Genomic DNA, 12,860 nt, shown 5'->3' with positions numbered 1-12,860 from the left:
CGCTGCCGTCCCGCGCTGACCTGCACCTGCAACGGCTGAGACGGCAAAGACGCCCCACACCACCACCCCCAGGAGTTTCCCGCTTGACCGCCCCGCACCTCACCACGCAAGCACCCCAGCCACGAGCCGACGTCCGCAGCGAAAGGCAGCCGACGAAGCGGGTTGACGCCGAGCAACTCGTGCTCGGCGCGGCTGGCCTCGTCATCGTCGCCCTGACAGCCGGAGCGTTCTGGCTCTCCTACGCGCACCTCGCCGACGTCGCCGGCCAACACGGGCTCGGAGCAACCCCCATCCGCCGCTGGGCCTGGCCCGCCACCCTGGACGCGTTCATCGTCGCGGGCGAACTGCTCATGCTCCGCGCAGCGCTGCGCCGCATAACCGACCCCTGGGCAATCGCCGTGACCGTTGCCGGATCAGTCGGCTCCATCGCGTTGAACGTCGCCGGGGTCAGCGGAACGGACAACGCGCGCAGCGTCCCGCTCCTCGACTACGTGGTCGCAGCCGTTCCTCCGGCCGCCGCGATGGTCGCCTTCGGCGTCCTGATGCGACAGATCCACCAGCTCGTCGCACCGCCCGACGACTCCTCGGACAGGGGTTCCGTAAAGGCGCAGGAACGATCGGTCGGCGACATCAACCACAGCCACCGGCCAGACGCCGCTTGCGATAGTTCGCCGGTCTCCGGTGACGAGCGGACGGAACCTGCGCCCCAGGTTCCGGAGAGCAAGTCGAGCGGTGGTCGTCCGCCGAAAGCGACCATCGCGGAGCTGGCGAACATCGGACGGACGACCGGTCATCAGCACGGCAAACTCACGCGCGGCCTGCTTCGAGCGGCAGTGAAGGATCGAGACCTGACGATCGGCAGTGAGCGGCAGACCGAGGTGATGGAACTACTTCGGCCGGAACTCGAAGCAGCTGGCATAGAGGTCTCCAGGCGCTGACCCCGGCCCGCTCGGGTGACCGGAACCCCTCCGGCCACCCGAGCATCGGCCAACCGGCCCGCAGCTTTCCACACCTGTGGACAACGCGACGACCGCGCCGGGCAAGCATCGCCACCCCGCACGCCCAGCCGTACATGGAGCATCTCCCTTGACGCACAACCTGCGCCTGCCTGAGGACACCCACTCTGAGCCACCTGAGTCGCCGCAGTCTCCTACGCTGCTGGCACGTCTGCGGCGGGCGTTCGGACGGACGGCCCCTGGCGGAGCCAGTAGTACCCCGAGTCCGACTCAAGGCCGGTCTTCGGGGGTCTCCGCCCCAGGGGTGGCGGAGACAGCCCAGCGCCAGGGGGCGCCGGACCGGGAGGTCGGAGCCGAGGGCGGCCCCGACCAAAACGAGATCCATACCGTCCAACAGCAGATCCTCCACCCCACACCCACCATCGAGCCGCCAACAGGCGAGCGAGAAGCGCAGAGCGTCCAGCCGGCGATCCGTCGTTTCACCGGCACCAAGCGGACCGTCCGTGTCGGCCCACTGCGGTTCACCGCCGACGAGCACAACGCGCTCCAGGAGGCCGCCGCCGAGCACGGCTACAAGGGGGAATCCGGCTTCGCTGCCGACATCGTCCTCGCGTTCGTTTCCGGCCGGTTCACGGCGAATCTGCCGCTGTCCGAGGACCGCCGCCGCACCCACATGTTCCGCGCCCAGGTGCTGCGCGAACTCAACCGGATCGGCGTCAACGTCAACCAGATCGCCCGCGCCCTCAACAGCGACCTCACCCCACCCGACGTACGTCACCGCCTCGACGAGCTGCACTGCCTGCTGGAGTTGATCGCCGAGGCCCTGCGCGAACCCGCCGACCCCAGGAAGGACCAAGCCGCGTGATAGCCGCCATCAAGCCGACCGGGGCCAACACCCGTGGCCTGCTCGCCTATCTCTACGGCCCCGGTCGGCACGATGAACATCTCGATCCGCACATCGTCGCGGGCTTCGCCATGCTCGGCATGCCCGATCCCGGCCGGAACCCCGACGCCACCCTCACCCAGCTCGCCCGCCATCTTGACGAGCCCGTACGGCTCCGCAACAGCGAGTTCGGAAAGAAGGTCACCGACCACGTCTGGCACTGCCCCGTCCGAGCAGCCCCCGAGGACCGGAACCTCTCCGACACGGAGTGGGCCGACATCACACAGCGGATCGTCGAAGCCGCAGGCATCGCCCCACCCGGAGACGACCTGGCCTGCCGGTGGATCGCAGTACGTCACGCGGACGACCACATCCACATCCTCGCCACCACCGTCCGCGAAGATGGCCGCCGTCCCAAGCTCCACGACAGCGGCATCCGCGTAGGCGACGCCTGCCGCCAGGTCGAAAAGGACTACGGCCTACGCCAACTGAAGAAGGGCGACCGCACCGCCGGACGCCGCCCCACCCAGGCCGAGATGCACAAGGCCGAACGCCTCGGCTGGGAGCAGACCAGCCGCGACTGGCTCCAGGACCGCATCCGCGCCGCTATCCCCCACGCCAGCAACACGGAAGAGCTCCTGGCCTACCTCGAAGCCGACGGCATCTCGGTCAAGCCGCGCCGCGGACCGTCCGGAGACCTCCTCGGCTACGCCGTCGGTCGCCCCAGCGACCTCAACAAAGACGGTGAATAGATCTTCCACCCTGGCGGCAAGATCGCTCCCGACCTCACCCTCCCCAGGCTCAAGGCCCGCCTGGAAACCACCGCGCCAGAGGAACACTCCACCGCCCGCCGAGAGCGCCCCAGTACCCCCTGGCACCAGGCCGCTGACGCCCTCGACATCCTCCATGCCGACATGGCCGACGACTCCCACGCTCAGGCCCACATCACCGCGCTCGGCGAACTCATCGAAGCCACCGCCCAGAATGCCCCCGCCCACTTCCACGCCGAACTGCGAGCCGCTTCACGGGCGTTCGTCCGTGCTCAGCGCTCCCAGATCCGGGCCGAGAACCAGGTCGCCCACACCCTGCGCACGGCGGCCCGCGACATCGCACACACTGCCACCGGCCCCGACGGCAGCGCCTTGGCGGCCCTGCTCGGCGCCCTCGTCTGGGCCACCGTCGTCGCCGCCCGCTGGCACGAAGCGAAGAACCACGCCCACCAGGCCGAAGCCGCCCGCCAGGCTCTCCACCACCTCCAGACCGTCACCGACCGAGCCCTCACGCCCGTCATCGACAGCCTCGCCACTCGCCATCCGAACGACCAGGCCAGTCGCTCCCTCGTCCGCGATGTCCGCGCAACCATCCCCGACTACGCCGACCGCATCCTCACTGACCCTGCCTGGCCGACCCTCGCCACCGTTCTCGCCGATGCCGAAGCCGGTGGCCACACACCCCACCAGCTCCTCAAAGAAGCAGTCGCCCAGCGCGAACTACACACCGCCCGTCAGCCCGCCCGCGTCCTGATCACTCGCATCCAGCACACCAGCCGGAACCCCGTGCCCAACCGCCGGGCGGAGGCTGCTCGCCGGCGCTCGACCATGACGTCTTCGGTGTCGGCTCACCTGAATCCACAACCTGCAGCGGCACCCACGGCACCCGCCGAACGGCAGTTCGGACGGCGCCGATGAGTCCCAGTCGGTCTGACCGACGGCGACACGAACGGCCAGCCCTTCAGGCACCCAGCTCTTCCTCCATCGCCACGGCCACGGCTGGCCAAGGTGCCTTCAGCTCGCCGAACAGCCGCCAGTAGCGGTACGACGCGCGAACCAGGGAACTGACGCCCAACCTCGCCACACCAGGATCGACCGTTGCGATCACTCGGCGAGTGATGCCGCCTGCTCCTCGCGAGGCGGGACGGATGCCGTGCCCGAGGAGGAGAGTGGCGGTGCGGACGGCATCCAGGGTCGGTGGTGGGGCCAGGGATGAGAACCTGCCGAATACGAGATCCCTCCACCCCAACCGAGTCCGTGCCCAGGCCAGTCGCTCAAGACCGGTACCGAGGTCCACGGCCAGACGGGCAGGGTTGTCGGCGTTCCACAGGAGGACGATGTCACCGACAGGCAGGTCCAAGTGCTTGAAGCGAAGTGTGATGCCCTCGACTTGGCGGCGCTTCCAAGTGGTCAGTGTGCCGTGGACGCTGATGTGGCGCGCGTGGAAACCGAGTCGTGACAGCACGCTGAACCAGCCGTCCAAGATTCCTCCGTACTCGTCCACGTGCTGGATCGGCTGGACACGGGAGACGTTGACGAACGCGGTCAGGAACCCTGGCCGAAGATCACCCGATGTGTCGCGTTGCCCGGTGAAGCGGACAACGGGCTGAGGCAGGAAGCCGCTGCGGTAGGTCACCGGACGCCCGTCCTTGAGATAGGGATCGAGGGCTTGGACTGCCGAGATCGTCAGCTCGGTCTCGCGGCCCCACTGAAGCGGCAGGCAGGTGTCCTGCGGGACGCCTAGCGCCGCGAAACCCGTCGTGAGCCCCGCCAGTAGTTCCTCCCACGACGGCGCCTGACGAGGCGGACGGTACGGGGATCCTCTGTGTGCGTGCTCGATCTTGACCTGTCCGTCGGAGACGGTGAACTCCCAGTGGGCCCCGAGGATGCGCTGAAGGACCTCAGGTATGAGGATGCCTGGAGGAGGTGATGGCACGAACGGGCGTTCCCTGGGATGACTCGACATCACGGCCGACTCGCCATCGCCCTGAAGTGGCGGGCCGGATCGAAGCGGTCCATCCCGATCTCCTGGACCTCCGCGTACTTCAGATCCTCAGCCTTCTCGATCGCCCGCGTGAGGAGTTCCGCTGTCGTCTCGTCGTCCACGACAGGGTCGGCCACCGCCACCACGCCGGTCTGATCGCACAGAGCGGCTTGGGCGCATGTGCCCTCGCGCCAGGTGAGCGCGGCCATGGGGGTGCCGGCGCGGAGAGACTCGCCGAAGACCGCGGCGCCGGCCTCCACGTATGCACGGGCGTAGGTGTAGACGAAGACGGAGGCGTCGCGGATAGCAGCTGTCTTAGCGGGGCCGCCGAGTTCACCGACCCACTTCACGTGGTCCGCGCTGAAGAGGCGTTGGTGGCGTCGTACGTACGCGTCGTCGAAGACGGGTCCGACGATCTGGATCCGGCGTCCGAGGATCTGGGCGGCTCGGACGGCGATGTGCGGGGCCTTTTCCTCGTCAATCCGGCCGAGCCATACAAGGTCGCTACCGGCGACGGGGGGCGGCTCTTCCTCGTCCAGGCCGAGGTGGACAGCGAGTTCGGGGATCGGTCGGTGGGCTGCGTACCGCTCGATCATCTCGGGCGAGTAGCAGTAGAGCCGTGACCGCTTGCCGTCGAAGGCCGTGTCCGCGTGCTGGAACACGGGCGAATGCTGGAACGTGGCCATGTCGCAGTCCAGCTTGTTCCAGGTACGCGTCCAGGCCGGCAGCGACGGGTATTCGTGCCCGCCGACCAGGAGGTCGTATCCGGCGCTGCGGAGCTCGCGCTCGGCGAGCGATCCGGGAGTGAGGCCCTCCAAGCGGACCGGCTTACGGACCCAGTCGTGCTCTAGGTCCGTGAGCCAGCTCGGCCCGAGGAGGTGTACGTCGGCGCCTGCGGTTCGGGCGCCTACGGCGACCGCCCACAGCCATCGTTCGATCCCGCCGTAACCGGCGGGTGGAAAGGCGTAGCTACCGGGGAAGTCGCAGACGCCGACGAGCACTTATGCCTCCGGTGTTCCGTCCGCCGAGATCCGGCGGAAGCCGAGGTACGGGAAGAGAGATTCGGGGAGGACGAGCGAGCCGTCCTGGTGCTGGCACTGTTCGAGGAGCGCAGCCAGGGTGCGGCCGACGGGCAGGCCGGAGCCGTTGAGGGTGGCGACGAGCTTGGGCTTGCCGTCCTCGCCGCGGGTGCGGATGTTGGCGCGGCGGGCCTGGAAGGTGCCGAAGTTGGAGATCGAGGAGATCTCCCGGTAGGTGTTCTGGCTCGGGATCCAGACCTCGATGTCGTACGTGAGCTGGGCGGAGAAGCCGGTGTCGCCGGCGGCCAGCTTGACCACGCGGTAGGCGAGGCCGAGCTCCTTCAGGCATGCCTCGGCGTGGCCGACCATCGTCTCCAGCTCGGCGTCCGCGGTCTCCGGGTCGACGATCTTGACCATCTCGACCTTGGAGAACTGGTGCTGGCGGATCAGGCCGCGGGTGTCACGCCCGTATGAGCCCGCCTCCGAGCGGAAGCACGGGGTGTGCGCCGTGAGGGCCAGGGGCAGCTCGGCGGGCGGGATGATCTCGTCGGAGTAGAGATTGGTCAGCGGGACCTCGGCCGTCGGGATGAGGAACAGGTCGCGATCGGCGGCGCCGGTCTTGAACAGGTCCTCCTCGAACTTGGGCAGCTGACCGGTGCCGGTCATCGTCTTGCGGGTCACCAGGTACGGGACACCGTGCTCGACGTAGCCGTGGCGGCGCGTGTGGATGTCGAGGAAGAGCGTGGCCAGCGCGCGCTCCAGGGCGGCGCCAGCGCCGCGGGAGACCGCGAAGCGCGAGCCGGACAGCTTCGTGGCGCGGGCGAAGTCGAGGATGCCGGTGGCCTCGCCCAGGTCGACGTGGTCCTTCGGCTCGAACGAGAACGCCGGCGGGTTGCCGACGCGCCGGATCTCGACCGCGAACTCCTCGGAGTCGCCGTCCGGGGCCTCGTCGTCGGGGAGATTCGGGATGGTCAGCAGGAGCTCGGTGAGCTCCTCCTGGACCTTCTCCTGCGCGGCCTCGATGTCGCGGATCTGGTCCTTCAGCTCGCGGGCGCGCTCCTTCAGCTTGGAGATGTCCCCACCCTGCTTGGCCGTCTGCTGGACCTCGCTCGCCACCCGCTTGGACTCCGCCCGCAGCTCGTCGGCCGAGCGGATGCTCTGGTTGCGCCGGGACTGGAGGTCTTCCAGCCGGGACAGATCCAGGGAGTAACCGCGACGAGCGAGCCGACGTACCGTTTCGGCACCCATTTCGATCAGGGCGCGGGCATCATGCATGAGGAAGATCCTTCTTATCCGGCGAGTGGGACGGGGATACCGCATCGACGGTAGCAACCGCCGACCCCTCACCGATCCGCAATATCGACGCGTCACCATCGGCGGTGATCTCGCGCAGAGTGGCCGATTCAAGATCATCCAAGAGCTCCGTGACCAAGAGGGAAAGATCGTCGTCGCCGATGGCGAGCGGCTCGATGTAGAGAGCCTCGGGGAAGAACAGCGGCATGGCCTCGCCGGCCGCGCGATCTCCATGCCAGTGGAGGACGGAAACCAGCAGGCCGTGCCCGACCAGGACGCGGGGCGCTGGGTGTTCCAGAGCGGCGAGGACGCCGGTGAGCAGCCTGCGTATGCCCTCATGCTGCGACTCCGCGGCGCCCGGTGGGCGCTGACGAGGACCGTGCTCGTCGAGCCAGGCCGCGTAGTCGAGGAAGGGCTTGCCCTCGAACTCCCCGTAGTCGAGTTCGTTCAGCCGGGCGTCTACAACCAGCTCGGGCGAGGGGACGCCCATGAGTAGCGAGGCGGTCTGCCGAGCCCGTGGGAATTCGCTGGTCAGCCAGGTGGCCATGGAATGGAGTGGGAGGACGTTCCACGCACGGCCGAGCGACTGTCGGCCCTCGTCGGTCAGAAGAATCTGCTTGGTCGGGTCGCCGTTGACGAGGTACCGCTTGCTGTAGTCGGTCTGGCCATGGCGAAGGATGTACGTCGTCACGATCCACTCCGAGGGGTTGTCGCTGTCGCCAGAAGATCGCTGAGCACGGTGGCCATGAACGCGGCGCGTGGGTCGCCGGACTCCACGTAAAAGAGGAGGCCGTGGACCGCCAGGAGTCGGCACCAGGGTGCGAGCACGGGGACGGGGATCCGAGACGTACGTGAGGCGACGGCCAGCCGTGCGGTCGTCCCGCGTCCGAGCTCGTAGTAGACGGTCCAGAACGCCCAGTCGAACGCGGGATCGCCCACCATGGGGAGCGGATCGATCAGCCGGGAGTGTCCCCGCCAGTCGAACAAGACGTTCTCCCGGTACAGGTCGGCGTGCAGCACCGTCGCTCGGCGGGAGCCCTCTTCCAGATCGGCGACGGCAACGCACCCTGCTTCGACGAGGGAACGCCAGCCACCAAGGTCGAGTTCGCGCATCCGCCGCTCGATCTGCGGACGCACTTCGTGGGCGAGGTAGTCGGTGAGGAGTGGAAGCTGCTCCGCCCGGAGTCTGTGGCGCCCCAAGGTGTGGAGCCCGTGGACGGCCGCCGCCACCATTTGGAGTTCCCGCCGCGGCCGATCCGCGCCGCCGGGTTGCCCTCCGATGAGTCCGAGCGCGGCCACGGCCAAGTCGTCCGCGGCCTCCACGACCTCGACCGTGGGTCCGCGGGCCCAGAGCCGTAACGCTTCCACCTCGTGGCGAAAACGAGATGGATCAACCCATGCTTTGAGGAGCAGCGGACGCCCGTCGGGACGGGCCGCGGTCGCGATCACCGAGGCGTGGCCGGCGTCGTGGTACGCCACGAGCGTCAGCTTCCACCTCCCTGCCGCACGTGCCAGCAGCCCCGGGACGTCGTCGAGCCACGGCTTGACCGCAGGACCGTAGTGCGCGAGCAGCCGCTGCCTGCACCCCGCGGGGATCTCTCCGAGCGTCCGCTTCGTCATCAGCTCAGCTCGATCCCGTCCGAGACGAGCTCGTCCGTCAGGGCCGGGAACTCGCCCAGTACCTCCGCGACGAGGGCCTGCACCTTGTCGACCTCGGCGTCCGGGGCGGAGAGGCGGACGAGGATGCGCCAGGGTTCGTCCAGACGCTGGCCGGTAGTGCTGACCAGATGCACTTCCGCATGCCCGTCGGTGGTCTCGTGCAGGCGGTGGGCCAGGCGCTGCGCGGCGATGTTGTAGAGCTTGCCGACGTGGTAGACGGGGTTCTTGCCGTTGGCGCCCTCCAGGTTCATCGGCCGCAGCGGCGTGATCAGCCCGTTGACCCGGTTACCGCGCCCGACGACGCCCTCGTCCCCCGACTCGATCGAGCTCCCGGTGTAGGTCAGGTACAGCTCGTCCTTCTCCGGGACGTCGCGGGCGTTGAGCCGGAAGCGCGCCTGGGCGCCTGGCAGGCGGAGGCCGGCCAGCCGGTGGCACTCGGCTAGGACGGTCTCCTTGTTGCGGATGTACTCGGCCCGGCTGGCGACGTGGCGCGACTTCTGCGGGACGCACAGGACGATGTCGGCTTCGTCGCCGTCCCAGAAGCCCATGAGCTTGACGTCGGCGCCGCACCACGCGTGGGAGAGGGTGAACTCGCTCTCGCCGGAGAAGTGGTTCACCAGGTCGCGGACGAACGACTCGAAGGCGTTCTCGGGGGCCCAGCCGGTCCCCAGCGACGTGTCGTTCGAGAGCCGCACCCGGCGCTCACGGAGGTCGTCGACGGAGCGGGGATTGAACCAGCGCGTGCGGTCGGGGGTCCCGTCGCCGGTGAGGACCGCCCCTGGGCTGGAGTTGCTGGTGATGTTGAAGACGATGTCGAGGTGGTCCGACACCTCGGGAAGCCGCTCGGCGAAGAACGCCCGCACCTCGGCCTCGACGATCTCCTCGACGGGGATCGTCTCGCCCCCGCACATGGGTGCCGCGCGTCCGTTGACCAGGACGCGGACCGGGGCGGTCATCTCGCCTGCTCCGTAACGGACTTCGCTGGCACCGCCGAGGAGAGCGAGCTTGTCGAAGTTGTGGTGCAGCACGGCGCCGAAGCGCGCGACGGTGTGGTGGCTGTAGGCGCGGGACAGCCGCTCGGCGAGGTGATCGGCGAGGGTGTCCGGGTGGCCGAGGCCCTTCCGCTCGACGATGGTCGTCGCGTCCGGTCTGGCCATGGCGGTGTCGATGACGAGGTGGCTGTTGCCAATGATCGTGCTCGTACGGGGCATCACGAACTCCCGTTCAGGGGTGGGAAGAAGGGGATGAGCGCAGGCGTCAGCACGCCTGGACGAGCGGTGCGGTCGAGATTTAGCGAGGGACTCCGGCAACGCGGAGATGCGCCACGATCGCTGCGAGCGACTGGTATGCGGAAACGGCTTGTTCTTCAGCGGTGAGTCGGACGATGTCGTGGGTCGTGACGAGGTCGATGTCCTGGGTCCGGCGGCGATCGAGCCAGAGGAGCAGACGCCAGGCGAGCACCGGCCCGCAGAATGGCAAGCGGTCCGCGAGATCGACTGGAATGCGCGCTGGCGCTACGCCCTCGTACAGCAGGTCCCGTACGAGATGGAAGACGACGTCGGTGTAGTCGAGAACGGCCGGGCCACAGGCGCTTGCCTCCCAGTCGACGACGTGCAGGTGCTCTCCGTCGACGAGGAGGTGTTCGGGCTTGAGATCGCCATGTAGGTGCACGGTTGGGTGGGCGTCGATCATTGGGAGGGCCTCCCGCAACGCAGCCCACCAGGGCATCCACCGGCAGCGGGCCGAGAACTGATCCAGCAGGAACTGGCTCGCGGAAACAGAGCTGCCAGCCCGTGTCGCCCAGCCGGGGCCAGGAGTAGCGCCAGCAGTGGGCCGGTGAAGCATGCCGCTCACCGCCACGACGTGACCGATGTAGTCCTCCGTCGCCTTGCGGGTGGCCACCGAGCACGGCGTCCCGCGCACCGCCCGGAACACTGTCCAGGACCCGGCCTCGTCGCATCCCGTCGCCAGGACGGGCGGAACCGAGATGCCGCGCAGGGCAGCACGCTGGACTGTGGTGGCCTCCCGTCGACGTCGGCCGTCGGGGTCGATGCCGACGTAGACCTTCAGCACGGCACTGCCGTCCGTGGCGAACCGCGTTCTGGAGTACGGCTTGAGGACAGCCACGCCGAACGGCCCCAGCCCTCGTCCGACCCACGGCTCCGCCATCTTCGTGCTGCGCATCCTCCACACCTCCATCCCGTTGAGAAGCAGAACTGATCACCAAAGCCCGCTGTAATGCAGTGAGTTAGGCCCACCGCCCTGCGGCTTTCTCGGCCTGGTGCGACAGTAGGTGCGGCGCCCCGCAGCACCCCGGAAAAACCTTCCGGGGTCGATTCCGGCCACGAGGTGATGCTCAGGACATGCGAGGGATGACAGAGAACCTGACCATCGGCGAACGCGTTGCCTGGTACCGGCGCCGACGCGGACTTTCCCAAGAAGTCCTGGCCGGCCTCGTCGGCCGCACCACGGACTGGCTGAGCAAAGCGGAGAACAACCGGATCGAGCTCGACCGCCTCTCGGTGATCACCTCACTCGCCGAGGCTCTCGACGTCTCGCTCGGGGATCTCCTCGCCGAGCCGACACTCCTGGAGTGGTCGAGTGACAGCGGCCGCCGTACGGTGCCCGCTCTGCGGGACGCGCTCATGGACTACAAGCAGCTCACGCCCTTGCTGGGGCACCCACCCGACGACGAACCACCGACCCTGGCGGGCTTGCGGGACGCAGTGAAGGAAGTCCTCGACGCCTACCAGGTGTCTCAGTACGGCTTCGCAACCCGACGGCTTCCCCTCGTCCTAGCCGACGCCCTCGCCGCCTCCCGCTCGTATTCAGGGCGTGAAGGGGAGGAGGCTCATGCCGAACTCGCTTTGGCATATCACGGTGCGGCCATGGTGCTGGGCAAGGTCGGGGAGTCGGAACTGGCGTGGATCGCCGCCGACCGTGGCCTGGCGGCAGCACAACAAAGCGGCCAGAGCACGGTGACGGGCTCGCTCTTCCGCGCGGTCACGCACTGCCTGATGGCCACTGGCCGCTTCACCGCGGCGATCCAGCTGGTGAACGACGCGGCGGCCGTCATGCAGCCCGGCCTGGGCACCGCGAACGACGAGTACCTCTCGGTCTACGGCACGCTCTTCCTCGCCGGCGCCATGGCGGCCGCCCGAGCGGAGGACCGTGCGACCACCCAGACCTTCCTCCGCGAAGCGGATGAGGTCGCACAACGACTGGGCGCCGACGCGAACCACCTCTGGACGGCCTTCGGCCCGACCAACGTGGCCATCCACTGCGTCGCCACCGCCGGAGAACTCGGCGACATCCAGATCGCGGCCGATCTCGGGCAGCGCATCGACACCAGCGGCTTGCCTGTAGAACGGCGCGTGAGGCACAGCCTGGAAGTCGCCCGAGCCCTCAGTGCCTGGAACCGGACCGACGAGGCCCTGGCCACGCTGCTGGACGCCGAGCGAGCCGCACCCGAGCAGGTGCGTCACCACTACCTGAGCCGCGAACTGGTCATCGGCTGGATCCGCGGCACCCGAGGCCGCCCGTCCCAGCCGGTGGCCGACCTGGCCCGCAGGCTCGGCGTGGTCGGCGGTTAGAGTCCGTCCCGTGACCGAGAACGAGCACGAAGCGAAGATGGCCCACCCGCGCATGGCCGCCGGCGCGCTCTTCTTCGACGACGCCGACCGGGTCCTCCTCGTCGAGCCGTCGTACAAGGATTACCGCGACATCCCTGGTGGCTACGTCGAGAACGGCGAGTCTCCGCTGCAAGCGTGCGTGCGCGAAGTCCATGAGGAGCTGGGTATCAGGCCCGCCATCGGGCGCCTGCTCGTCGTGGACTGGGCACCGAATCCGGGAGAGGGAGACAAGGTCCTCTACCTCTTCGACGGTGGTCGTCTTAACGCGGATGAGTCCAAGCGCGTCGTACTGCAGGCCGACGAGCTTCGCGGTTACGCGTTTCATGCTGCCGGAGAACTGCCTGAGCTCACGATTCCCCGACTGGCACGTCGCATCGCCGCTGGCATCGAGGCCCGCGGCAACGGCGTGACTGCTTACCTGGAGCATGGAGTGGCAACGGGCATAACGTCGTAACGCAGGATGCCGCCAGTTCTGCTAGCGACGCCCGCAGTGCACGCAGCACACGTACGTCGCCGAGCTCTACGACAGACAGCCATCTCCCAATGAGCTTCTTCAGCGGTGGCGCTCCAGGGTGAGGATGGCCTTCGCGACTGACGTCATGCGGTTGGGGCTGCATCGGGATCTGCGGAAGATGCGCCAGGACTTGAGTCGTGCGACGCCGCG

General features: G+C 68.3%; 11 protein-coding genes and 2 pseudogenes. 5 read left to right on the top strand and 8 right to left on the bottom strand.

Annotation, left to right across the window (positions count from 1 at the left end; all coding sequences use genetic code 11):
* Positions 1-83: 83 nt before the first annotated feature.
* From ACIQAK_RS09560 to ACIQAK_RS09550, 3 genes and pseudogenes are all read left to right on the top strand, one after another.
* On the top strand, positions 84-938 hold the full coding sequence (locus ACIQAK_RS09560) for a DUF2637 domain-containing protein (protein ID WP_366388955.1): 855 nt from the start codon (positions 84-86) through the stop codon (positions 936-938).
* A gap of 322 nt (positions 939-1,260) precedes the next feature.
* Positions 1,261-1,821 carry a MobC family plasmid mobilization relaxosome protein gene (locus ACIQAK_RS09555; protein WP_366388956.1) on the top strand — a complete coding sequence of 187 codons (561 nt, stop codon included), beginning with the start codon at positions 1,261-1,263 and terminating at the stop codon, positions 1,819-1,821.
* Positions 1,818-3,527: pseudogene (locus ACIQAK_RS09550) on the top strand (relaxase/mobilization nuclease domain-containing protein). The gene ACIQAK_RS09555 and the pseudogene ACIQAK_RS09550 overlap by 4 nt, the downstream one beginning before the upstream one ends.
* Before the next feature lie 43 nt (positions 3,528-3,570).
* Here the strand turns inward: ACIQAK_RS09550 and ACIQAK_RS09545 are convergent.
* The 7 genes from ACIQAK_RS09545 to ACIQAK_RS09515 form a co-directional block, all read right to left on the bottom strand.
* On the bottom strand, positions 3,571-4,545 hold the full coding sequence (locus ACIQAK_RS09545) for a hypothetical protein (RefSeq protein WP_366388957.1): 975 nt from the start codon (positions 4,543-4,545) through the stop codon (positions 3,571-3,573).
* 29 nt (positions 4,546-4,574) lie between these two features.
* On the bottom strand, positions 4,575-5,594 hold the full coding sequence (locus ACIQAK_RS09540) for a glycosyltransferase (protein WP_366388958.1): 1,020 nt from the start codon (positions 5,592-5,594) through the stop codon (positions 4,575-4,577).
* Positions 5,595-6,887, bottom strand: a complete 1,293-nt coding sequence (gene serS / locus ACIQAK_RS09535; protein WP_366388959.1) for a serine--tRNA ligase — start codon at positions 6,885-6,887, stop codon at positions 5,595-5,597.
* The gene (locus tag ACIQAK_RS09530) at positions 6,880-7,596 is read right to left on the bottom strand and encodes a histidine phosphatase family protein (RefSeq protein WP_366388960.1); all 717 of its coding nucleotides are present in this window, start codon (positions 7,594-7,596) and stop codon (positions 6,880-6,882) included. Before ACIQAK_RS09530 ends, serS begins: the two co-directional genes overlap by 8 nt.
* Positions 7,593-8,525: an aminoglycoside phosphotransferase family protein gene (locus ACIQAK_RS09525; protein ID WP_366388961.1), complete on the bottom strand. Its 933-nt coding sequence runs from the start codon at positions 8,523-8,525 to the stop codon at positions 7,593-7,595. Before ACIQAK_RS09525 ends, ACIQAK_RS09530 begins: the two co-directional genes overlap by 4 nt.
* The gene (locus ACIQAK_RS09520; RefSeq protein ID WP_366388962.1) at positions 8,525-9,775 is read right to left on the bottom strand and encodes a methionine adenosyltransferase; all 1,251 of its coding nucleotides are present in this window, start codon (positions 9,773-9,775) and stop codon (positions 8,525-8,527) included. The genes ACIQAK_RS09525 and ACIQAK_RS09520 overlap by 1 nt, the downstream gene beginning before the upstream one ends.
* 79 nt (positions 9,776-9,854) lie before the next feature.
* Positions 9,855-10,748, bottom strand: coding sequence for an aminoglycoside phosphotransferase family protein (locus ACIQAK_RS09515; protein WP_366388963.1), 894 nt, complete (start codon positions 10,746-10,748; stop codon positions 9,855-9,857).
* 188 nt (positions 10,749-10,936) lie between these two features.
* Between ACIQAK_RS09515 and ACIQAK_RS09510 the strand changes: the two genes are divergently transcribed.
* Complete coding sequence (locus tag ACIQAK_RS09510) at positions 10,937-12,157, top strand: helix-turn-helix domain-containing protein (protein ID WP_366388964.1); 1,221 nt, start codon at positions 10,937-10,939, stop codon at positions 12,155-12,157.
* Positions 12,158-12,167: 10 nt separating this feature from the next.
* On the top strand, positions 12,168-12,650 hold the full coding sequence (locus tag ACIQAK_RS09505; protein WP_366388965.1) for an NUDIX hydrolase: 483 nt from the start codon (positions 12,168-12,170) through the stop codon (positions 12,648-12,650).
* Positions 12,651-12,749: 99 nt separating this feature from the next.
* Here the strand turns inward: ACIQAK_RS09505 and ACIQAK_RS09500 are convergent.
* Positions 12,750-12,860, bottom strand: a pseudogene (locus ACIQAK_RS09500) (IS5/IS1182 family transposase); the annotation flags it as partial.

The sequence above is a fragment of the Streptomyces sp. NPDC088706 genome (assembly GCF_044752765.1).
Taxonomy (GTDB): Bacteria; Actinomycetota; Actinomycetes; order Streptomycetales; family Streptomycetaceae; genus Streptomyces.
This window is presented reverse-complemented; position numbering and strand designations above follow the sequence as displayed.

Bases quoted from the DNA above. Each gene is read 5' to 3' on its own strand.
- ACIQAK_RS09525 (WP_366388961.1), bottom strand. From the start codon at position 8,525: ATGACGAAGCGGACGCTCGGAGAGATCCCCGCGGGGTGCAGGCAGCGG.
- ACIQAK_RS09510 (WP_366388964.1), top strand. From the start codon at position 10,937: ATGACAGAGAACCTGACCATCGGCGAACGCGTTGCCTGGTACCGGCGC.
- ACIQAK_RS09520 (WP_366388962.1), bottom strand. From the start codon at position 9,775: ATGCCCCGTACGAGCACGATCATTGGCAACAGCCACCTCGTCATCGAC.
- serS (WP_366388959.1), bottom strand. From the start codon at position 6,887: ATGCATGATGCCCGCGCCCTGATCGAAATGGGTGCCGAAACGGTACGT.
- ACIQAK_RS09515 (WP_366388963.1), bottom strand. From the start codon at position 10,748: ATGCGCAGCACGAAGATGGCGGAGCCGTGGGTCGGACGAGGGCTGGGG.